21 protein-coding genes are annotated in these 21,134 nt (G+C 69.3%); 16 read left to right on the plus strand and 5 right to left on the minus strand.

The annotated features are described in order from the left end of the window. Positions 1 to 326 precede the first annotated feature (326 nt). The 11 genes from AB0C30_RS54385 (at position 327) to AB0C30_RS54435 (ending at position 9,952) form a co-directional block, all read left to right on the plus strand. Positions 327 to 2,153: a glycosyltransferase family 2 protein gene (locus tag AB0C30_RS54385; RefSeq protein ID WP_357959773.1), complete on the plus strand. Its 1,827-nt coding sequence runs from the start codon at positions 327 to 329 to the stop codon at positions 2,151 to 2,153. 76 nt (positions 2,154 to 2,229) lie between these two features. Beyond that, complete coding sequence (locus tag AB0C30_RS54390; protein ID WP_357959776.1) at positions 2,230 to 3,279, plus strand: energy-coupling factor ABC transporter permease; 1,050 nt, start codon at positions 2,230 to 2,232, stop codon at positions 3,277 to 3,279. 30 nt (positions 3,280 to 3,309) lie between these two features. Then, a complete protein-coding gene (cbiQ, locus tag AB0C30_RS54395; protein ID WP_357959779.1) occupies positions 3,310 to 4,083 on the plus strand; it encodes a cobalt ECF transporter T component CbiQ in 774 nt (257 codons plus the stop codon). Next, positions 4,080 to 4,841 carry an ABC transporter ATP-binding protein gene (locus tag AB0C30_RS54400; RefSeq protein WP_357959783.1) on the plus strand — a complete coding sequence of 254 codons (762 nt, stop codon included), beginning with the start codon at positions 4,080 to 4,082 and terminating at the stop codon, positions 4,839 to 4,841. The genes cbiQ and AB0C30_RS54400 overlap by 4 nt, the downstream gene beginning before the upstream one ends. 110 nt (positions 4,842 to 4,951) lie before the next feature. After that, entirely contained in the window at positions 4,952 to 5,290 is a 339-nt protein-coding gene (locus tag AB0C30_RS54405; protein ID WP_225294105.1) for an STAS domain-containing protein, read from the plus strand. Between the two features lie 48 nt (positions 5,291 to 5,338). Beyond that, positions 5,339 to 6,112 (plus strand): SDR family NAD(P)-dependent oxidoreductase, encoded by a 774-nt coding sequence (locus AB0C30_RS54410; RefSeq protein WP_357959786.1) that lies wholly within the window; start codon positions 5,339 to 5,341, stop codon positions 6,110 to 6,112. A gap of 6 nt (positions 6,113 to 6,118) precedes the next feature. Beyond that, entirely contained in the window at positions 6,119 to 6,883 is a 765-nt protein-coding gene (locus AB0C30_RS54415; RefSeq protein ID WP_357959788.1) for a crotonase/enoyl-CoA hydratase family protein, read from the plus strand. A gap of 102 nt (positions 6,884 to 6,985) precedes the next feature. Beyond that, complete coding sequence (locus tag AB0C30_RS54420; RefSeq protein ID WP_357959790.1) at positions 6,986 to 7,600, plus strand: rhomboid family intramembrane serine protease; 615 nt, start codon at positions 6,986 to 6,988, stop codon at positions 7,598 to 7,600. A 114-nt stretch (positions 7,601 to 7,714) separates the two neighbouring features. After that, positions 7,715 to 8,266 (plus strand): EF-hand domain-containing protein, encoded by a 552-nt coding sequence (locus AB0C30_RS54425; RefSeq protein ID WP_357959793.1) that lies wholly within the window; start codon positions 7,715 to 7,717, stop codon positions 8,264 to 8,266. A 217-nt stretch (positions 8,267 to 8,483) separates the two neighbouring features. Continuing rightward, positions 8,484 to 9,017 (plus strand): RNA polymerase sigma factor, encoded by a 534-nt coding sequence (locus AB0C30_RS54430; protein ID WP_357959796.1) that lies wholly within the window; start codon positions 8,484 to 8,486, stop codon positions 9,015 to 9,017. Further along, a complete protein-coding gene (locus tag AB0C30_RS54435) occupies positions 9,014 to 9,952 on the plus strand; it encodes a hypothetical protein (protein ID WP_357959799.1) in 939 nt (312 codons plus the stop codon). Before AB0C30_RS54430 ends, AB0C30_RS54435 begins: the two co-directional genes overlap by 4 nt. A 76-nt stretch (positions 9,953 to 10,028) precedes the next feature. Here the strand turns inward: AB0C30_RS54435 and AB0C30_RS54440 are convergent, their stop codons facing one another. Continuing rightward, complete coding sequence (locus AB0C30_RS54440) at positions 10,029 to 10,565, minus strand: TIGR00645 family protein (RefSeq protein WP_357959802.1); 537 nt, start codon at positions 10,563 to 10,565, stop codon at positions 10,029 to 10,031. A gap of 132 nt (positions 10,566 to 10,697) precedes the next feature. On the opposite strand from AB0C30_RS54440, the gene AB0C30_RS54445 reads away from it, so the two are divergent. Then, entirely contained in the window at positions 10,698 to 11,072 is a 375-nt protein-coding gene (locus AB0C30_RS54445) for a BlaI/MecI/CopY family transcriptional regulator (RefSeq protein WP_357959804.1), read from the plus strand. A gap of 4 nt (positions 11,073 to 11,076) precedes the next feature. Here AB0C30_RS54445 and serC read toward each other — a convergent pair whose 3' ends face one another. Both serC and AB0C30_RS54455 read right to left on the minus strand, forming a co-directional pair. Then, positions 11,077 to 12,186: a phosphoserine transaminase gene (gene serC / locus AB0C30_RS54450; protein WP_357959807.1), complete on the minus strand. Its 1,110-nt coding sequence runs from the start codon at positions 12,184 to 12,186 to the stop codon at positions 11,077 to 11,079. A gap of 61 nt (positions 12,187 to 12,247) precedes the next feature. Next, the gene (locus tag AB0C30_RS54455; RefSeq protein ID WP_357959809.1) at positions 12,248 to 13,477 is read right to left on the minus strand and encodes a transposase; all 1,230 of its coding nucleotides are present in this window, start codon (positions 13,475 to 13,477) and stop codon (positions 12,248 to 12,250) included. Positions 13,478 to 13,681: 204 nt separating this feature from the next. On the opposite strand from AB0C30_RS54455, the gene AB0C30_RS54460 reads away from it, so the two are divergent. Next, positions 13,682 to 16,336 carry an ABC transporter substrate-binding protein gene (locus tag AB0C30_RS54460; protein WP_357959812.1) on the plus strand — a complete coding sequence of 885 codons (2,655 nt, stop codon included), beginning with the start codon at positions 13,682 to 13,684 and terminating at the stop codon, positions 16,334 to 16,336. Between the two features lie 54 nt (positions 16,337 to 16,390). On the opposite strand, the gene AB0C30_RS54465 is transcribed toward AB0C30_RS54460, so the two are convergent. Then, on the minus strand, positions 16,391 to 17,497 hold the full coding sequence (locus tag AB0C30_RS54465) for a citrate synthase 2 (protein WP_357959815.1): 1,107 nt from the start codon (positions 17,495 to 17,497) through the stop codon (positions 16,391 to 16,393). Between the two features lie 176 nt (positions 17,498 to 17,673). On the opposite strand from AB0C30_RS54465, the gene pdxH reads away from it, so the two are divergent. Beyond that, the gene (pdxH, locus tag AB0C30_RS54470) at positions 17,674 to 18,327 is read left to right on the plus strand and encodes a pyridoxamine 5'-phosphate oxidase (protein ID WP_225294082.1); all 654 of its coding nucleotides are present in this window, start codon (positions 17,674 to 17,676) and stop codon (positions 18,325 to 18,327) included. 10 nt (positions 18,328 to 18,337) lie between these two features. Further along, a complete protein-coding gene (locus tag AB0C30_RS54475) occupies positions 18,338 to 19,573 on the plus strand; it encodes an MFS transporter (protein WP_357959818.1) in 1,236 nt (411 codons plus the stop codon). Positions 19,574 to 19,618: 45 nt separating this feature from the next. On the opposite strand, the gene AB0C30_RS54480 is transcribed toward AB0C30_RS54475, so the two are convergent. Continuing rightward, positions 19,619 to 20,236, minus strand: a complete 618-nt coding sequence (locus tag AB0C30_RS54480) for a UdgX family uracil-DNA binding protein (protein WP_357959821.1) — start codon at positions 20,234 to 20,236, stop codon at positions 19,619 to 19,621. Positions 20,237 to 20,338: 102 nt separating this feature from the next. On the opposite strand from AB0C30_RS54480, the gene AB0C30_RS54485 reads away from it, so the two are divergent. Next, on the plus strand, positions 20,339 to 21,043 hold the full coding sequence (locus AB0C30_RS54485; RefSeq protein ID WP_357959824.1) for a metal-dependent transcriptional regulator: 705 nt from the start codon (positions 20,339 to 20,341) through the stop codon (positions 21,041 to 21,043). Positions 21,044 to 21,134 lie beyond the last annotated feature (91 nt).

Consider the following 21,134-nt stretch of genomic DNA (forward strand, 5'->3'; position numbering starts at 1 on the left):
CTCCCCGGTCAAGGTTGCCTCACTGTAGACGCGTCACCCCCTCCCGTGGATCACCTGACCTCGCGTGGGGGTAGGGCATCCTTCCCCCGGAGGGGGTTCTCTCCATCCGGGTGGGAAAACAGCGTCCCTGAACCCCGTTCGGTCCCGCCGGATTGTGCGGATTGGCGGGTTCACCTGCGCTTATGCGATGAGTGCGGCGAATCTTCTGTCTGGGGAAAAGGCGCGGATGAAGAGGCGAGATCGGCCACGCGATGCCCGGTCGTCATCACATACTGAAACGACGTGACTGCGGTAAGTGATGGCGGCTGAGGGGCGCGGTTGTGGCTATGGCGACATCTAACGGCGACGAGGACGCGGTGGACGTCAGCGTCATCATCCCGGCCCACAACTGCCGTGAATATCTGGACCGGTGTCTCACCGCCGCGCTGGTGCAGCGGATCAGGAAAGAGATCATCGTCGTCGACGACGGATCGACCGACGGCAGCGACGAGCTGCTCGACCTCTACGCCACCTATCACAAGGGCAACGTCAAGGTTGTCAGCATCGCCGCCTCGGGCGGCGCCGGGCGGCCGCGCAACATCGGCATCGAGCACGCCACCGGCCGTTACGTGTTCTTCTGCGACGCCGACGACTACCTGGGCCCCGAGGCGCTCGAACGCATGGTCGCCATGGCCGACCGCAACGGCTCCGACATCGTGCTCGGCAAGGTCGTCGGGCACGGCAGGCGCGCTCCGACGTCCATGTTCCACCGCGGCGCCGAGCGGGCCGAGCTCGGTGACAGCGCCGTCTACAACAGCCTGAGCTGCTTCAAGCTGTTCCGCAGGGAGATGCTGATCAGCCACGGCATCAAGTTCGGCGAGGGCATGCTGGTCGGCGAGGACATCCACTTCACCGTGCACGCCTACTGCCACGCCAAGGTGATCTCCGTGGTCGCCGACTACGACTGCTACCACCTGGTCTCCAGGTCCGACGGCAGCAGCATCATGCAGCAGCCGGGCAGCCGGGACCCACGCGGCTGGCTCGGCATGATCCGCGGGCCGATCCAGCTCATGACCGAGCACGTCCCGCCGGGGCCGCTGCGCGACCACCTGCTCCGCCGGCACTTCAGGCTCGACGTGTTCGAGCAGCTCGGTGTGCCGTTCCTGAAGTCGGACGAGGTGCAGCGCAAGGAGATCGCGCAGGAGGTGGCCGCGCTCTGCGACCGGTGGCTGACGCCCGGCGTCTACGCCAAGCTCAGCCGGACCGACCAGCAGCGGATCGCCGCACTCGGCGACATCCACCGCCTGGTGCGGCTGGCCCAGATCGAGGGCGCCGCCGTACGCCGCCGGCTGACCGGCCTGCGCTGGGAGGCGAACCGGCTGGTCGTGACCGGGGTGGCCGGGCTCGACGGCATGCCGGAGCACGACGGTGTCGCGCTCGTGCTGCGCGCCCGCAACGTGCGCGGGCAGGAGCTGATCGTGCCCGCCGAGCGCGAGGGCGCCGCGTTCGTCGCCAGCGTCGACGTGGCCGCGCTCGACTCCGGCATCTGGGATCTGCGGGTGGCCGTCGAGATGGAGGGCGTGGTCCGGTACGGCCGGCTCGGCGCCGACCGCGACAGCTGCGTCACCCGCCCGACACCCCGGCTCATCGGCGCCGTGGTGGCGCTGCCGTACTTCACCAAGGACAACGGCAACCTCAGCATCGACGTCGGCGGGCACCTGATGACGGTGCCGGGCCGGGCCAGGATCCACCGGACCCGCTGGACGCTCGGGCGGCGGCTGCTCATCGACGGCGAGGTCACGGTCGTGGGCGTGATCCCGGCGGCCTCGGCGATCACCCGGCTGGTCTGGCGCGAGCGGCGTACGGGCAACGAACGGGCCGAGCGGGTGGTCGCGCTGCCGGGCGGCGGGTTCGCGGCCCGGCCCGCGATGGGCAAGTTCGCGCCGGGCATCTGGGACGCCTATCTGGAGGTCGAGCTGGGCGGGCCGCCCGCGAGGTTCCGGATCGAGACCGACGCCCAGACCGTCGCGGCGCCGCGCCGGCTGTGGGGGCGGTTGCGCGGCGGTGCCGTGCTGCGGAGCGTGCGGCCGTACGCGACGTCGGGCAAGGGACGGCTGAGCACAGTCGTGCTCAAGATGACCACCCGTACGGTCTTCCGTAGAATTCTCCGCTAATTGCCATCTATGTGCAGGTGCAAGACAATGTCCTAAAGTAGGCGTGTTGCGACACCGCTTGACGAAGGGCTTTGCCGTGCACGTACCCGATGGCTTCTTCAACGCGGCCGTATCCGTTTCCGCCGGCGCGGTCGCCACCGCGGGCCTGGCGGTCTGCCTGCGCGGCGCGCGCCGCGAGCTCGACGACCGGACCGCGCCCATGGCCGGGCTGGTGGCCGCGTTCATCTTCGCCGTCCAGATGCTCAACTTCCCCGTCGCCGCGGGCACCAGTGGGCATCTGCTGGGCGGGGCGCTGGCCGCGATCCTCGTGGGGCCCTATACGGGCGTGCTCTGTATGGCCGTGGTTCTGCTGGTGCAGTGCGTGTTCTTCGCCGACGGCGGTCTCACGGCGCTGGGGATCAACATCACGATCATGGGCATCGTCACCGTACTGGTCGGCTGGGGCGTCTTCCGGCTGGTCGCGCGGCTCGCCAAGGGCAAGGGCGGCGTGACGGTGGCCGCGTTCCTCGCCGCGCTGGTCTCCGTGCCGTCCGCCGCCCTGGTGTTCTCGGCGCTGTTCTGGGTCGGCGGCACCGCGCCGATCGAGGTCTCCGCGGTGGCGGCCGCGATGGGCGGCGTGCACGTGCTGATCGGCATCGGCGAAGGCGTCATCACGGCCCTGACCGTCGGCGCGGTGCTGGCCGTCCGGCCGGACCTCGTGTACGGCGCGCGCGGGCTGAGCACGCCTCTCGTGCTGAGGGGCACTGAGGACACGACCGCGGGGGCGACTGTGGGGACGACCGCGGGGACGACGGTCACGGTGGGCGCCGCCGAGGAGCCGGTGACCGCCGCCCGCGGCCCGTTGCGGGCGTTCCTGCTCGGCGGCCTCGGCCTGACGCTGGTGCTGGCCGGGATCGTGTCCTTCTTCGCCTCCTCCAATCCCGACGGTCTGGAGGCGGTCGCCGAGAACCATGGATTCCTCGACCAGGCCACCCACCACGTGTTCGGCTCGTGGGCGCTGGCCGACTACGGTGATGTGGGCGGCATCCCGGTGGGTGTCGCCGGGATCATCGGGGTCGGGCTCGTGCTGCTCATCGCCGGGGGCGTCGCCTATGCCGCCCGTGGCCGCGAGAAGGCCCGGGTCTGACGCCAGTGAACGAGAGACGGTGAGTGTCGGGTGGGCGCGGGGCACCATCATCAGCTCTACCTGGCAGGCGACTCGGTCGTGCACCGACTCCCGCCGCAGTGCAAGCTGCTGGCCGTCGCCGCCTTCGCGATCGTGGTGGTGGCGACGCCGAGGGAGCGGTTCTGGGCCTTCGGGCTCTACGCGGTCCTGCTCGCGGGCGTCGCGCTGGCCGCCAGGGTGCCGCTGACGTACGTGCTGCGGCGGATGGTGGTCGAGTTGCCCTTCGTGCTGTTCGCCTTCCTCATCCCGGTGATCGGGCTGGGGGAGCGGACGACCGTGCTGGGCGTCTCGCTGAGCGTGGCCGGGCTCTGGGCCGGGTGGAACATCCTGGCCAAGGCGACGCTGGGGGTGGTCGCCTCGATCCTGCTCGCGGCCACCACCGAGCCGCGGGTCATCCTCATCGGCGCCCAGCGGCTCCGGCTGCCCAGCCTGCTGGTGCAGATCGCCATGTTCATGCTCCGCTACATGGACGTGATCATGGATGAGATGCGGCGGATGCGGGTCGCGCGGGAGTCTCGTGGCTTCGAGGCCCGGAATTTCCGGCACATCCCGGTGATCGCGCGCTCGGCGGGCGCCCTGTTCATCCGCTCGTACGAACGGGGTGAGCGGGTGCACCTCGCGATGCTCAGCCGCGGCTATTCCGGACGGATGCCGATGATGGACGAAATTTCGGGATCCGTGGGGCAATGGGCCACGGCCCTCGCTCTGCCAGGCATGGCTCTGGCCGTACTAGGCCTGTCCGCCGTACAAGGACTGTCACTGTGAACTCTCCGGCCGTCAACTCCCTCGAAGTCAACCGGCTCGCCTACGCCTACCCCGACGGGACGCAGGCCCTGTTCGGCGTGGACTTCACGATCCGGCGCGGCGAGCGCGTCGCGCTGCTCGGCCCCAACGGCGCCGGCAAGACCACCCTCGTCATGCACCTGAACGGCATCCTCACGGCCGGGCACGGCTCGGTGAGCGTGGCGGGCACGCCGGTGCGCAAGGACACGCTCAAGGAGATCAGGCAGCGCGTCGGCCTGGTCTTCCAGGACCCGGACGACCAGCTCTTCATGCCCACGGTCAGGGACGACGTGGCCTTCGGCCCGGCCAACTCGGGCGTGTCGGGCGCGGAGCTGGAGTGCGCGGTCAAGGGCGCGCTGGAGCGGGTCGGCATGCTGGAGGTCATCGACCGGCCGCCGCACCACCTGTCGTTCGGCCAGCGCCGGCGGGTGGCCGTGGCGACCGTGCTGGCGATGGAGCCGGAGATCCTGGTGCTCGACGAGCCGTCCTCCAACCTCGACCCGGCCGCCCGCAGGGAGCTGGCCGAGGTCCTGCGCTCGCTCGACGTGACCGTGCTCATGGTCACCCACGACCTGCCGTACGCGCTGGAGCTCTGCGAACGCTCGCTGATCCTCTCCGACGGCGTGATCGTCGCGGACGGGCCGACCCGCGAGCTGCTCGCCGACGCCGAACTGCTCGCCCGCCACCGCCTGGAGCTCCCGTACGGCTTCGCCATCCCCGCACCGGCGGAGCATGGCTGATCCAGGAAGGTCATTTTCCTGTTTCGGGCCTCACATACGGATGATCCGAGTTTGTGCATGCCCGGTACCCGGGGATGTCGAAGTACAGTGGCTCATCGAGGAGGGGCCAAATGAAGCTGCGGCTTGCGCGACATGCCCTTGGCGATGCCGTGGTGGTGGCCGTTGAGGGTGAGCTGGACCTGTTCACGGCGCCGTTCCTCCGCGACGAGGTGCGCGACGCCATCAAACAGGATGGCGCCTGGCTGGTGCTCGATCTCCAGCAGTTGTCGTTCATGGACTCCAGCGGGCTGTCGGTGCTCATCGAGGCATGGCGGCTGGCCACGGGAGAGGGCGGCGGCGTGTCATTGGCCGGGCCGCAGGCCCCGGTGGCCCGCATCCTGCGCACGACCGGGCTCGACCGGCGGATCAAGGTATATTCCGATGTCGACACGGCCGTAGGTGAGATTTAACCCACCCCGAGTAGAACTTCATTCGGTTGGCGGGTTAGGGTCCGGGATATGGACGTGAACGGATCTGCAGCAATCATCTCCGGCGGGGCCAGCGGCCTCGGCGAGGCGACGGCCCGCGAGCTCGCGGCCCACGGCGCCACGGTGGTCATCGCCGACCTCAACGAGGAACGCGGCAAGAGCATCGCCGACGAGCTCGGCGGGGTCTTCGCCCGGACCGACGTGACGGACGACGAGCAGGTACAAACGGCGGTCGACGCGGCCGTCGCCACCGGCAAGCCGCTGCGCGTCGTGGTCAACAGCGCGGGCATCGGCTGGGCCGAGCGCACCGTCAACCGTGACGGCGCCCCGCACAACCCCGCCTCCTTCCGCAAGGTCATCGAGGTCAACCTGATCGGCACGTTCAACCTCATGCGCATCGGCGCGGCGGCCATCGCCAAGACCGAGCCGGTGGACGCCGACGGGCAGCGGGGCGTGGTCATCAACACCGCCTCCGTCGCGGCGCTGGAGGGCCAGACGGGGCAGCTGGCCTACTCGGCCTCCAAGGGCGGCATCGTGGGCATGACCGTGCCCGCCGCGCGCGACCTGGCGGCCATCGGCGTCCGGGTGAACACCATCTGCCCGGGGATCATCGACACCCCGATCTACGGCTTCTCGCCCAACTCCGACGAGTTCAAGGCCAAGCTGGTGGCGCCGGTGGTGTTCCCGAAGCGCATGGGGCGGCCCGACGAGTTCGCGCACCTGATCAGGTCCCTGATCGAGAACGACTACATGAACGCCGAGGTCGTCCGCTTCGACGGCGGCATCCGCTTCCAGCCCAAGTGAGGTCACGTGTCTGACGAAGTGCTCGTCGAAGAGTCCGACGGCGTCGCCGTGATCACGATCAACCGGCCCGCCGCGCGCAACGCCATCAACGGCGCGGTGGCCCGCGGCATCGCGGCAGCCGTCGACGCGCTGGAGGCTCGCCCCGACATCTCCGCCTACGTCCTGACCGGGGCGGGTGGCTACTTCTCGGCGGGCATGGACCTCAAGGGCTTCCTGTCCGGCGACTTCCCCGTGGTCGAGGGCCGCGGCTTCGGCGGTCTGACCGAGTCGCCGCCCAAGAAGCCGATCGTGGCGGCGGTCGAGGGCTACGCGCTCGCGGGCGGCTTCGAGCTCGCGCTGTCGTGCGATGTGATCGTGGCGTCGTCGGAGTCCACGTTCGGCCTGCCGGAGCCCAGGCGGGGCCTTGTGGCGGGCGCGGGCGGCATCATGCGGCTGCCGCGCCGGATCCCGTACCACGTCGCCATGGAGATCGCCCTGACCGGCGCTCACTACCCGGCCTCGCGCCTGTACGAGCTGGGGCTGGTCAACCGGATCACCCCGGCGGGCGAGGCGCTGGACGGGGCGCTGGAACTGGCCCGCAAGATCGCCGCCAACGCCCCGCTGGCCCTCGCGGCGACCAAGAAAGTGATCATCGAGTCGCAGGACTGGTCGCTGGAGGAGATGTTCGCCAAGCAGGGCGGCATCATCAGCCCGGTGTTCAGCTCGAAGGACGCCATGGAGGGCGCGGCGGCCTTCGCCGAGAAGCGCGCCCCCCAGTGGAAGGGCGAGTAGTCCTTTTCCCGACCCCCTCCCCTTTTTGGGAGGGGGTTTCGCCGCGCGCGCATAACTTCTTCTGCGTACGGTAAAGAAGGAAAGGTCTAGCGGGAGGGGCTCATGAGCGACTATTCGAGGTCCGCGTACGAGTCGGCCAAGCGCGGCGCGGGCACCCTCCTCGCCGGCGCCCTGAGCGCGACCTTCGTCATGGTCGTGATGCTCGCCGTGATGTGGGCCGTCGAGGTCGTCGACTACACGACGAACGGCAGCCTGGACCGCGAGTTCGGCATCATCGGCTGGGACCCGTCGGGACTCGTGGGCATCTTCTTCGCCCCGTTCCTGCATGTGGGCTTCGGACACCTGATGGCCAACTCGCTGCCGCTGCTGATCCTGGGATTCCTGGCGGCGTTGCGCGGGCTCGGGCGGTTCTTCGCGGCCAGCCTGCTGATCATCGTGATCGGCGGTATCGGCACCTGGTTCACCAGCCCCGACACGATCACGGTGGGCGCGAGCGGCCTGGTGTTCGGATATTTCGGGTACGTCCTGGCGCGCGGGATATTCGACCGGCGCGTCTTCGACATCGTCATCGGGATCGGCGTGGGGATCGCCTACTACTCGATCCTGTGGGGCCTGCTGCCCAACCAGCAGGGCATCTCCTGGCAGGGCCACCTGTTCGGCCTGGTGGGCGGCGTCGTCGCCGCCTGGCTGCTGCGCCGCAAGCGCGAAGTGGTGTAGGACGCCGCACACCCTCCTACGCGATTAGTTGGATCGACGCTTGGCCGCATCTCGACAGGCCAGACTCTTCGTAGTGGAATGATTACGCAAAGTGTCCACGAAGGGAGCCTCCCCGTGTCGAACCCTCTGGCCGAAGCCAACCTCAAGGCCGCGTTCGCCATCGTCGACGCCAACGGCAGCGGATACCTCGAGGCCGCCGACTTCGAGAGCCTCGCCGATCGGATGTGCGCCGTGATCGCGCCCGACCCGAGCTCGCCCTCGCACACGAGACTGCGGGCGGCCTACCGGGCATGGTGGGACCAGATCCGCAGCGCTGACACCGACGGGGACGGCCGGGTGAGCTGCGAGGAGTACGTCGCCCTCGTACAGGCGGGCGTGGCGGAGGACCCCCACTACTATGACAACGGCCTGAAGCCCCTCGCCGACGCGGCGTTCGACGCCATCGACGCCGACGGGAACGGCTCGATCTCGCGGGAGGAGCTCGCCCGCCTGTACGTGGCGGCCGGCGAGTCCGCCGAGACGTCCAACGGCTTCTTCGACCGCGTCGACACCGACGGCGACGGGCGCATCTCCCGCGAGGAGTACACGGTCGCCTTGCAGGGCATGTACGCGCCCGGATCGGCCGATGACGCGAGCGCCTGGGTGCTGGGCGCCGCCGACCGGTGAGCCCGCCCGGCCGGGTCGCCAGGTCCGTCACGAGCCGGCGTCAACCGACGTGTAACACGCCCAAACGGGCGCGACGTCGAGTGCGCCGCAAGCGCGAAGTGGTGTAGAACGGCGCTCACCCTGATGCTCGCAAAATCAGGGTGAAATGCCGATACGGCCTCAGACATGTAAGGGGTGTCCGCAACCCCGCATGAGGAGGCCACCATGGGAACCGCCGGTGGATGACGACCGAAGACGCCGGTTCGAGGCCGTGTACGCCCAGACGTACGAGCCGATTCTCGGATACACCCTGCGCCGCTGCGACTCTCCCGAGGACGCGGCGGACGTGGTCGCCGAGACGTTCGCCATCGCCTGGCGCCGCGTCGACGCCCTGCCGCCCCACGCGGAGGCCAGGCTCTGGCTGTACGGCATCGCCAGGAACGTCCTGGCCAACCAGCGGCGCGGCCAGGTCAGGCGGTGGTCCAGGACCGTGGAGCTCGACGCCGACATCGCCGACCTCTACGCCCACTCGCCCGAGGGCAGCGTCGAGCTGGGCGCGATCGCGCAGGCGTTCAAGGAGCTGCACGAGGACGATCGCGAGCTGTTGTCGCTGGTCGCCTGGGAAGGGCTGGACCACGCCCAGCTCGCCAAGGTCCTCGACTGCTCGCGCAACGCCGTACGCATCAGGCTCCATCGCGCGCGCAAGCGCTTCTCCAAGGCGCTGGCCGGCGCGGGCGTCTCCGTCAACCGTCTCCCCGTGGAGTCCAGATGAACGAGTTGAGCGAACTGGCCGAGGCCGGTGAACTCGCCAGGATCAGCGAACTCGCCAGGGTCACGGACGAGCGGCTGGCCGGCCAAGCGTCCGGTGCGGGGGCCCGTGCGTTGCTGGCGGCCATCGTCGAAGAGAAGCCAGGCCCGGCAACCGCAACCGCAACGGCTGCCGCAGCCGCTGGGCGGCGGGCGCCGAGATCACGCCGTGCCCGCCGCCTGCTCGTGGGGCTGGCCGCCACCGCCGCGCTCGCCGCCGCCGCCGTCATGGGGCCTGTCCTGCTGGAGCGGATCCCGGGCACCGCCACCTCGTACGCGAACACCGCCATCGACATCGAACTGCGGGGCGACGAGTACATCGCAAGGATCAAGGACCCGTTCGCCGACCACGCCCTGTACGGCGAGGGCTTCCAGGCGCTGGGCCTCAATATCGGCGTGGACCTGATACCCGCCTCACCGACTCGGGTGGGCGAAATCGTGCGCTACGGATTCGCCGGCACCACCCGGGCCGACAGGCTCGGCGGTGGTCTGAAGCCGGAGGGATGCACGCTCGACCAGGAAGGCTGCTTCCTCACTGCCACGGTGAGCAAGGGATTCAAGGGCCGGGGTGTCTTCTACCTGGGTCGGCCGGCCAAGCCCGGAGAGAAGTACCAGGCTTTCGCGGAGGCCGGCAGGAAGGGCGAGATGCTCGAAGGCTACGACGCCGACGGGCGGACCGTGGGCAAGGTCGCCGCCGAGGCGCGCAGGCGAGGGCTGCGGGTGGTCTTCCGGATCATTGAGCCGAACCCGGACGGTAACGGCTTCGGCATGGGCCGGGACCAGTCGGCCAAGGTCGGCGACCACTGGTACGTCTGGGCCGCCGAGCCCGAGCAGGCCGGCACGGTGAGACTGCTGGTCACGGAGAAGCACCTCAGGAAGAACCCGGTAACCGGCGAGTAGCCGGCGCGGTATCCACGAACGCTCGCCCTTCTCCCCGCCGAAGGGGTGTCCCTTCCAGGGACCCTCGGCCACGACTCTAGGAGCTGTGCACCCGTTCGGCCGGGGAGGAGGACAGCAGGCGATCTATCAGCGCCAGCCCGATGGCCGACAGGACGAAGGCCAGGTGGATGATCGTCTGCCACATCATCTTGCTGTCCTCGATCGTCTGGGCCTTGATGAACGTCTGCAGCAGGTGCACGGACGAGATGCCCACGATGGCCGTGGCCAGCTTGACCTTGAGGACGTTCGCGTTGACGTGGGACAGCCACTCCGGCTCGTCGGGGTGCTCGTTGAGGTTGATGCGCGAGACGAACGTCTCATAGCCCCCGACGATGACCATGATGAGCAGGTTGGAGATCATCACCACGTCGATGAGGCCCAGCACCGACAGCATGACCGTGACTTCCAGGTCCTTGCCGCCGCCGTGGAGAACGCCTTCGATCAGGTGCCAGAGCTCGACCATGAACTGCCAGACGTACACCCCCTGGGCCACGATGAGCCCCAGGTAGAGGGGGACCTGCAGCCAGCGGCTGGCGAACATCAGGTAGCCCAGGCCAGTGGGCCGCCTGCTCATACTCATCCGGTATAACCCCTGTCACATGAGGATATGTCGCCACAACTGGGCGCAAAGGGAGATCAGCCCTGGTCGCGCGCGGGCCTTTTAGGGAAGAATGTTTCCTAACTCACCGAGCCGGAGGTTGGTCTGTTGGCGAACCTGGGATCCCTGGAGCGCGCGATCATGGACGTGCTGTGGGATGCCGGTAAGCCGATGCGGGTGCGCGAGCTGCTCGCCACGCTCAACGAGGTGCGCGAACTCGCCTACACCACGGTGCAGACCGTCGCCGAACGGCTGGTGAAGAAGGGGCTGCTCGTCCGCACGCCGTACCGTAACGCCTTCAAGTACGCGGCCGCCTACTCCAGGGACGAGCACGTCACGCGGCTCATGCTGGAGGCGCTGGCGGCCAGCACCGACCGGCTGCCGGTGCTGGCGAGGTTCGCGCAGAGCGTCGAGGAGGAGGACGCCCTGGCCCTGCTGGACGAGCTAGAGCGCCGTACGGGTCAAAAGCGCTCGACCAAGTGACGGGTCAAAGACGCTCGACCACGTAGTCGATGCAGACCGTCAGTGCCTCGACGTCGGCCGGGTCGATGGCCGGGAACATCGCCACGCGCAGCTGGTTGCGGCCGAGCTTGCGGTAGGGCTCGGTGTCGACGATGCCGTTGGCGCGCAGCGCCTTGGCCACGGCCGCCGCGTCCACATCGTCGGAGAAGTCGATCGTGCCGACCACCTGCGAGCGGAACTCGGGAGCCGCGAACGGCGTGGTGTAGGAGGTCTTGTCGGCCCAGGTGTAGAGGCGCTGGGCGGAGTCGGCGGTGCGGGCGGTGGTCCAGGCCAGGCCGCCGTTGCCGTTCATCCAGTCGAGCTGGTCGGCCAGCAGGAACAGCGTCGCCACCGACGGGGTGTTGTAGGTCTGGTCCTTGCTGGAGTTGTCGATCGCCACCGGCAGGCTGAAGAACTCCGGCACGTAGCGGTCGGTGGCGGCGATCTCCTCGACCCTTTCCAGGGCGCGTGGCGACATGAGCGCGATCCACAGGCCGCCGTCGGAGGCGAAGCTCTTCTGCGGGGCGAAGTAGTAGACGTCGGTCTCGTCGATGGACACCGGCAGGCCGCCCGCACCGGAGGTGGCGTCCACGAGCACCAGGGAGTCGTCAGAGCCGACCCGCTCGATCGGCATGGCCACGCCGGTCGAGGTCTCGTTGTGGGTGAGCGCGTAGACGTCGATGCCGTCCTCGGCCACCGCGGCCGGGTAGGTGCCCACCTCCGACTTGATCACCGTCGGCTCGCCGAGCCAGGGAGCCTTCTTGGCGACGGTGGCGAACTTCGAGGAGAACTCGCCGAACGACAGGTGCTGCGACCGCTCCCGGATGAGCCCGAAGGAGGCGATGTCCCAGAACGCGGTGGTGCCGCCGTTGCCCAGCACGACCTGGTAGCCCTCGGGGAGCGCGAACAGGTCGATGAGGCCGGCGCGTACGCGGCCGACCAGGTTCTTGACCGGCTTCTGGCGGTGCGAGGTGCCCATGACGCTCGCGCCGGAGGCGGCGAGCGCGGCCAGTTGCTCGGTGCGAACCTTCGAGGGCCCGCAGCCGAAGCGGCCGTCGACGGGCTTGATGTCAGCGGGAATCACGATGTCAGCCACCTGACCAAGGGTACTTACCCGAGGAGCTTGCCTGGACCCGGGTCCGGATCCTGAGAAAGGATCAACTACCACCGGTTGAATCTGGTGGTTTGCTCTCTCGGTCCCGTCTGGCTGAGGGGAGGCCGGTAGCGTGTGGCTGGTTGATGGCAGCCCAGCCCGCTATGCCGCGTGTGGCGATGTTGCGGGCCGCGATGTGGTCGGCGTGCCCAGCGAGGCCACACCTCTGGCAGACGAACCGGCCCCGCGCCGGCCGGTTCGCCCGGCTGATGTACCCGCAGTCCGGACAAGCCTGCGAGGTGTAGGCGGGGTCGACCAGGAGGAAGGCGATCCCGGCTCGGGTGGCCTTGTAGCGGGTGAAGGTGATCTGCTGGGCGAAGGCCCAGTTGTGCAGGGTGCGCCGCTGGAACCGATGAGCCCTTACCCGATCGCGGATGCCCTGAAGGTCCTCCAGAGCGACGCCGCGGCCGGTGCGTTCGGCTTCACGCACCACAAACGTGCTGATTTGGTGGTTGAGGTCGGTCATCATCCGGTGTTCACGCCCGGACAGGCGGCGCAGCACCCGCCGCGCCGCAGACGTCCCCTTCCTCTGCAGGCGCCGGCGTTGGCGATGGCGCCGCTCCCGCAGGGTGCGAACGTGGCCGTTATCGCCGACCGGCCCCGGCAAGGCGGAGCCAGGCAACACCGCACCATCGGAGGTGACCGCCAGGTTCGCCACCCCTTGATCCACTCCCACGAAGCCGCCGACCGGCTCACACACCACCGGCATCGGCAGAGTGAGTGCGACCTGCAACAGCCACACGCCGCGCCGGCAGATCAGGTCGGCCTCGCCCACCGGCAGCGTGTCCACGGCTTTGAGGTCTTCCGGTCGGCCGGTGAAGGTCACGGTGACGCGGCCGGTGGGGGTCCACAGCGACACCATCCGGGCGTCACGATTCCAGCTCATCAGCCGGGCGTCATAAGGCACAGCACCGTGCGGGCGGAAGATGTGAGCGCGTTTCTTGGAAGCGCGCCGGTTGGCATACGCCCCCGCGACCCGGGCGATCGCCCGCACGGCCGCCTGCGCGCCTAGCCCGGCCACCCGCGCCCGCACCTCGTAGTAGGCCAGCCGATGCAACTCCACCACAGCGAAGACGCGGTGCTGCCACGCCAGCCGGGACACGACGGTGGCCGCCTGATTGCACAACAGCACCGCCGCGGCCAGCGAGTCGGCCTGAGCCGGGGTGGGCGTGAGCCGCAGTTGCACGATCGTGGGCAGGCCCTGGCGTTTGGTGGCGGAGCGGCGGATCGCCATCGCGCACCTCCTGTCACAGCGGCCTCACCCACCGCACATATTACCGAACGTAACCGAGACTTTCCATACTGTTTTCGAAAGAAAGGGTGGCGCTTTCTCCCGGCCCTGAAGGACCGGGTCTCCGTGCCACCATTCAGATGAACCATTTCCCTCGATCATTCGTTGGTCCGGCAACACGGGTGGGGACCGGCTGGAGGAGTCCGGGTGGCCGATCTGCGGAATGTCGTCGAAGCGTTGATTCGCCGGCCGGTGTTCTGGCGGGCCGATCCGCCGTTGCCCACGGTGCTCGTGACGGGCCCCGAGGCGCTCGCCGCGGCCGAGCTGCTCGCCAAGCCGTTCGAGGACGCGGTGCCCTACGCCCACGTCAAGGAGGGCGAGCACAAGTCGATCCAGGCGCTCGTGGAGGCTCTGGCGGGGGAGCAGGGCGAGCTGGGCAAGCCGGTGGGCGGGTCGCTGCTGCCGCCGCCGCGCTTCCCGCTGGCGCAGTTCGTGCTGTGGGCGAGGAAGCAGCGGCACCTGCCGCCGCCGGGCAACAAGTCCGAGGACTGGCTGCCGGCTCCGGGCACGCACACGGGCTACCGGATGTTCAAGGAACGGCTCAAGGATTGGCAGCGGAGCAGCCGCGACAGCGACCGGGGGCGCAGGACCTCGGCCGACTTCCTGGCGCGCGCCGCGACGACCTGGGTGCCGGTCGGCACGCTGGCCGTCTGGTGGTTCAACGGTCCCGCCGACCTCGTCGGCCTCGCCCCGTGGGTGCTCGGCCTGTTGGTGGCCGCGCTCGGCACCACCGGCCAGGCCTTCTTCTCGATCAGGGGGACGCTGTTCACCGGCTGGCTCCGCAATCAGCCGTACATCCGACGGGATCCGTTCGAGGGCCCCGCCAAGTACGCGCTTCGCCTGGCCAACGCCAAGGGCGCGGATGACGACGCGGATGTCAAGCGTGACGACACGGACGTCGAGCGGTTATTGGTCCACGCGCTGATGCGCGATCTACGCGAGGCGTACAAGAAGTGGATCATCCCGTGGCCGAGCTGGGGCAGAGGGCTGTACGCCCTGCTGCTGATCGAGGTCGTCGATCCCGACGGGGTCAACGCGCGGTTCCTGCGGCTGGTGGAGGAGACCACCAGGACGACCGGGTTGCTGCCGCCGATGGTCGTGCTGGCGGCCGTGTCCTCCGTTCCGCCCGGACCGCCGATCGGGTCCGCGGAGCTGGGCCGGCTGCCCGAGGTCGTCGGGCGGTGGCGGGCCGCGGCCCGGTTCCGCGTCCCTGACCTGCGGATCGGCATCCGGGCCACGGACGTGCCCGCCGTCGGGGAGTACCCGCCGGTGCTGCCGCGCAGGAAACGGGCCCTGGCCTACTGGACGGCCATAGGGCTGCTGCTGGTCCTGCCGTTCGCCCTGGTCTTCTGGGTGCAGCGAGACAGGGCCGCGCACTGCGGCGGCCTGCAATGGGCGGAGCGGAGCGGCACCGAATGCGTCGGCATCGTGAACGCCGCCGGCGCCACGCCGGACGACCTCTTCGACGGCGCCGTGAAGGACCTGGTCAAGAAGATCGACGCGAACAACGGCTACGCCATCGGCTCGGGACGGTACGTCAGTGTGGTCCTGTTCGGCGAGTTCTCGATCACCAAGACGGAGGCGAACGACATCCGGCTGTCGGCCGCCGTGTCCGAGCTGGAGGCGGTGGAGGAGCAGCAGCGGACCGCCAGCACCACGCCCCGGCTGCAGGTGCTGATCGCCAACGCCGGTGACAACTTCCGCCACGGCCGCCGTACGGCGCAGCTCATCACCGAGCTCGCCGCGCGGGACCCGCACGTGATGGGCGTGATCGGCCTGCCGCGCAGCGTGGAGGGGGTCAGCCAGGCGATCGAGGAGTTGCACCTGGCGAAGATCCCGATGGTGGCGACCACGGCGACGGCGGACCGGATCGGCTACGTCGGCGACTCCGCCGACGGCAAGCGGCCCGGCCAGCCGTCCCCCTACTACTTCCAGGTGGGGCCGACCAACTTCCGTGAGGCGACGCTGGGCGCGCGGTTCGCCCGGCGCATGCTGCTCGCGGACGTGGACAAGCCGTCCGCGGTCATCGTCCAGGACGAATCGATCACCGACCAGTACACGAAGAACCTGGCCGACGACTTCGAGACGGCGCTGAAGGCGCAGGGCATCGCCGTCAAGGAGCCGAAGGACTACAACGTCGAGTCGGGCGGCATCCAGGAGGCCGCTGTGGCGGCCTGTGGCCTCGAACCGGACGTGTTCCTCTATGCCGGGCGGGCTTCGGAGTTCCTGGGCTTCCTGGCCTCGATAGAGGGCAGCGGCTGCAAGGACGCGAAGGTGCTCGCGGGCGACGACGTCGTCAGGGCGATGGCCGACCACGCGGGTGAGATCGCCCACATGAAGCAGATGGAGGTCTACTACGTGGCGCTGGCGCACCGGGCGGTGTGGAACCAGAGCGCCACCAAGCAGACCGCGTTCATCAGCGACCTGCTCGCGGGCGCGCACCCGAAGTCCTCCGACGACAACCTCATCCTCACCTTCGACGCGGCCAACGTGCTCTACCAGGCGGCCAGTACCGCCTACCGGGCCGGAGCGCAGGAGGGCGGCGGCCTGCCCAGCCGGGGCGACATCCTGTACCGGCTGACCCGGCGGGTCTGGAACGGCTCCAGCGGGAAGATCGACTTCGGCTCCGCCGATCTGCACGCCCCGGTCGACAAGGCTTTCGCGATCATGAAGGTGGACGTGGCGCGGGCGGGCAACCCGAAGCCGGTCGTCCGCTGCGGCTCGCTGGACGCCACTGAGCCGCCCCCGAAGGACGCCGTGTGCGCCGGCCTGCCCGACACCGCCGACTCGCAGCCGAAATGAAGTACGGCTGCCGCGTCAGAACGCGGCAGCCGTACGAACAGCGGGATCGAGACGTCAGATGATGCCGACGACCTCGGAGGCGCCGGGAACGTCGCTGAGGGGACGCGACGCCGGGCCGATGTACTTGGCGCTCGGGCGGACCAGGCGGCCCGTGAGCTTCTGCTCCAGGATGTGCGCGGCCCAGCCGGCCGTACGGGCGCAGGTGAACATCGAGGTGAACATGTGCGAGGGCACCTCGGCGAAGTCCAGCACCACGGCCGCCCAGTACTCGACGTTCGTGGCGAGCACCCGGTCGGGCTTGCGCGCGTGCAGTTCCTCCAGCGCGGCCTGCTCCAGAGCGGCGGCGACCTCGTAACGAGGCGCGTTGAGCTCCTTGGCGGTACGGCGCAGCACCCGCGCGCGCGGGTCCTCGGCACGGTAGACGCGATGACCGAAGCCCATCAGCCGGCTGCCCTTGTCGAGCTCGCTCTGCACGTACTTCTTGGCGTCGCCCAGGTGCTCGACGCCTTCGATCATGTGCAGCACCCGGGCCGGAGCACCGCCGTGCAGCGGGCCGGACATGGCGCCGACGGCACCGGAGAGCGCGGCCGCCACGTCGGCGCCGGTGGAGGCGATGACCCTGGCGGTGAACGTGGAGGCGTTCATGCCGTGCTCGGCGGCCGAGGTCCAGTAAGCGTCGATGGCCTTGACGTGGTTGGGGTCGGGCTCACCACGCCAGCGGACCATGAACCGCTCGACGATGGTCTTGGCCTCGTCGACGCGGCTCTGCGGCACCATCGGCAGGCCGAGGCCGCGCGCCGACTGCGCCACGAAGGACAGCGCCATCACGGAGGCGCGCGCGAGCTGGTCGCGGGCCTCCTCGTCACTGATGTCGAGGAGCGCCTTGAAGCCGTAGGCCGGGGCCAGCATGGCCAGCGCGCTCTGTACGTCTACGCGGATGTCACCTGAGTGGACAGGAATGGGGTACGGCTCCGCCGGGGGCAGGCCCGGCTGGAACTTGTTGTCGACCAGCAGGCCCCAGACGTGCCCGAAGGGGACACGGCCGACCAACTCCTCGATGTCGACACCCCGGTAGCGAAGGGCGCCCCCTTCTTTGTCCGGTTCCGCGATCTCGGTCTCGAAAGCTACAACGCCCTCGAGGCCGGGTTTGAAGTCGGACATTCTCGGCCGCCTCCCTTTCTTGCCATGTTGCGGCAATGCCTTGATGTCGAGATACCGGCGGGTCAATTTAACCCCCTACCCGCCCGTGGTCGGTCTCCGGACCCGCCGGAACGCGAAAGCCGCTGGTAGGGAGTGTTGTGTGGGATCTGCCACCAAGCGCGCAAGAATACCGTCTCGTGGATGCCACCTCGCGCCCGCCCGCGCTGGCGGGGCTTCGCCGTACGTATGAGGGCGAGCCGCTGCTCGAAGCCGATCTCTCCGCCGATCCGATCACCCAATTCGCCACCTGGTTCCAGGAGGCGCTCACGGCCGGCCTGCCGGAACCGAACGCCATGGTGCTGGCCACGGCCTCGGCCGGCGGCCGGCCGAGCGCCAGGACCGTCCTGCTCAAGGGCTATGACGAGCAGGGGTTCGTCTTCTACACCAACTACGAGTCGCGCAAGGGCCGCGACCTGGCCGAGAACGCCCGCGCGTCGCTGCTGTTCCCCTGGCACCCGATCCGCCGCCAGGTGCGGATCGAGGGCACGGTCGTACGGCTCTCGCACGAGGAGTCGGCCGACTACTTCAACTCCAGGCCGTACGGCTCGCGGATCGGGGCCTGGGCCTCGCGTCAGTCCGCGGTCGTGCGGTCCAGGGAGGAGCTGGACGCCCGATACGACGAGCTCGCCGCCCGGTGGCCGGAACATCCGCCCGTGCCCGACTTCTGGGGTGGGTTCCGGGTCAGCCCGCTGGAGGTGGAGTTCTGGCAGGGGCAGCTTGACAGGATGCATGACAGGCTGCGCTACCGGCGAACCCGCCCCGGATGGGTTCTGGAGAGGCTTGCCCCTTAATGTGCCTTAAGTGGCAATCGGGGAGTTGGTCAAGCGTCATCTCATAGACATACGGCCGCTGGCCGTTCCCACCTATCGGCGCCTCTGGTCCGGTCAGGCCATCGCCAACATCGGCATCGGCGTGACCGTCGTCGCGGTCAGCAAGCAGGTTTGGGACCTCACCCAGTCCTCGTTCTGGGTCGGCCTGCTGGGTCTGGCCAACCTGCTCCCGCTCATGGTGTTCGGGCTGTGGGGCGGGGCGTTCGCCGACGCGGTCGACCGGCGCCGGCTGCTGATCACCAGCTCGCTCATCTCCTGGGGCGCGACGCTCTTCATCCTGGCCCAGGCCCTCCTCGGCCTGGGCAACGTCTACCTGCTGCTGCTCGCCGCGGCCGTGAGCGCCACCGGGTTCGCCATGACCTCGCCCGCCCGCGGCGCGATCATCCCCAGGATCCTGCCCGCCGAGCTGGTGCCCGCCGCCAACGCGCTCAACTCGCTGGTGTTCGGGTTCGGCGCGATCATCGGGCCGATGATCGCGGGCGTGCTGCTGGCCTGGCAGGGCTACGCGCTGGCGTACGGGATCGACGCGGTGCTCTTCACGGCCAGCCTGTACGCGGCGATCCGGCTGCCCCGGCTGCTCCCCATGGGCGAGATCCAGCGGCCCGGCTGGCGCTCGGTGATCGACGGCCTGCGCTACATCGCGACCGGGCCGGTCCTGCTGATGTCGTTCGTCGTGGACATCATCGCGATGGTGTTCGCGCTCCCCAGGGCGCTGATCCCGCAGGCCGTGTCCGAGCGCTTCGACGGCTCGCCGATCGCGCTCGGCTGGCTGTCGGCCGGCATGGCCATCGGCGCGGTGCTCGGCGCGCTCGGCTCCGGCTGGGTGGGCCGGGTACGCCGCCAGGGGGTGGCGCTGACGGTCACGATCGCGCTCTGGGGGCTCAGCGTGGCCGCGGCCGGGTTAGCCCAGCAGCTCTGGCTCATGGTCGTGCTGATGGCCGTTGGGGGCGTGGCCGACATGGTCTCGTCGGTCTGGCGGCAGTCCATCCTGCAGCTGCACGCTCCCGACGAGATGCGCGGGCGGATGCAGGGGGCGTTCATGGTCGTCGTGGCGGGCGGGCCGCGCCTGGGCGACCTGCGGGCCGGGCTGACGGCCGTGTGGTTCGGGCTGACGTGGGCGTGGGTGGGCGGCGGGCTGGCGTGCGCCGTCGCGGTCCTGATCGTCGGGCTGTCGGTGCCGAGCTTCCGGAACTACCGGGCCGGTTAGCCGTACGCGCGGACCAGGCGATGCGCGCGGCCCCCTGAGAGGGGATCAGGCGGTGCGCGCGGCCACCTTGAGATCGGCGAGGAAGCCCGCGTACGCCTCGTCCCGGTCTGGAGCCCGCAGCACGGCCGACGGGTGGATCGTGGCGACCGCCAGCGCCTCGCCCAGCGGGACCGGCTCGCCGCGCTGCCTCGTCACCCGGAAGTCCTTGCCGAGCAGCGCCCGCGCGGCGGTCGCGCCGAGCACCACGACCACCTTCGGATGGACCACGGCCAGCTCGGAGGCCAGCCAGGGGTGGCAGGCGTCGATCTCGGCGGCCGTCGGCTTCTGGTGGATGCGCCTCTTGCCCCTGAGGGTGAAGGAGAAGTGCTTGACGGCGTTCGTCACGTAGACGTCGTCGCGTTCGATGCCCGCCTCCTCCAGCCCTCGATCCAGGACGCGTCCCGCGGGGCCGACGAACGGCGCGCCCTGGCGGTCCTCCTGGTCTCCAGGTTCCTCACCGACCAGCATGAACCGCGCGCCGGCCGGGCCCTCGCCGAACACGGTCTGGGTGGCGTTCCTGAACAGGTCGCAGCCCTGACACCCGGCCGCGGCCCGCCGCAGCGCGGCGAGATCGAGGCGGTCGGGAAGGAACCGGGCTGCCCCGGTGTTGTCGTCCATCACCATCGTCGCTCGTTCTCCCCATAGGGTTCCCGTGTGACTTCTGTGCCCGTCGCCGACGGGTCCAGTCCATGCCCTGACCGGCGTAGCATTCAGTTGGGAGGAGCCTTGACCGCACACGGCCTGATCGACACCACGGAGATGTACCTCCGCACGATTTTCGAGCTCGAGGAGGAGGGCATCGTCCCGTTGCGCGCGCGCATCGCGGAGCGGCTCCAGCAGAGCGGTCCCACCGTGAGCCAGACCGTGGCCCGGATGGAGCGCGACGGCCTGGTCCGCGTCGAAGGTGACCGCCACCTGTCGATGACCGACCTCGGGCGCACCCTGGCCACGCGCGTGATGCGCAAGCACCGGCTCGCGGAGTGCCTGCTGACCGAGGTGATCGGCCTGCCCTGGGAAGACGTGCACATCGAGGCGTGCCGCTGGGAGCACGTGATGTCCGAGTCCGTGGAGACCCGGCTGGTGACGCTGCTCCACAACCCGACGGTCTGCCCGCACGGCAACCCGATCCCCGGGCTGGGCGAGCTGGGCGCCAAAGAGCCCGTCGAGGGCGGCCCCAGCCTCTTGACGTCCATGTCCGACCTCGCCGGACCAAGAGATATACCCGTGGTCGTGCGGCGAATTAGCGAACAAGTGCAAAGCGATCCTGCTGTGATGCTTAAACTCAAGCAAGTTGGGATACAACCCGGACGCGAGGTGACGCTCGCGGCGAGCGACGACGGTGTGCGGGTGACAGGTGACGGTGACGCGAACGACACTCTCGCGGAGCTTCCGCGTGACGTTGCCGCGCATGTTTTCGTCTCCAGGCGCTGACTCGCCCGCTACTCCTTGGTTGAATCCCTATTGGGAGGCCCTCCACTCCCGGCCGGTCGACGCTGTTGCAGGAGTGCCCGTGGTTCGCATT

The sequence above is a fragment of the Nonomuraea sp. NPDC048901 genome (genome assembly GCF_040649695.1).
Classification (GTDB): Bacteria; Actinomycetota; Actinomycetes; order Streptosporangiales; family Streptosporangiaceae; genus Nonomuraea.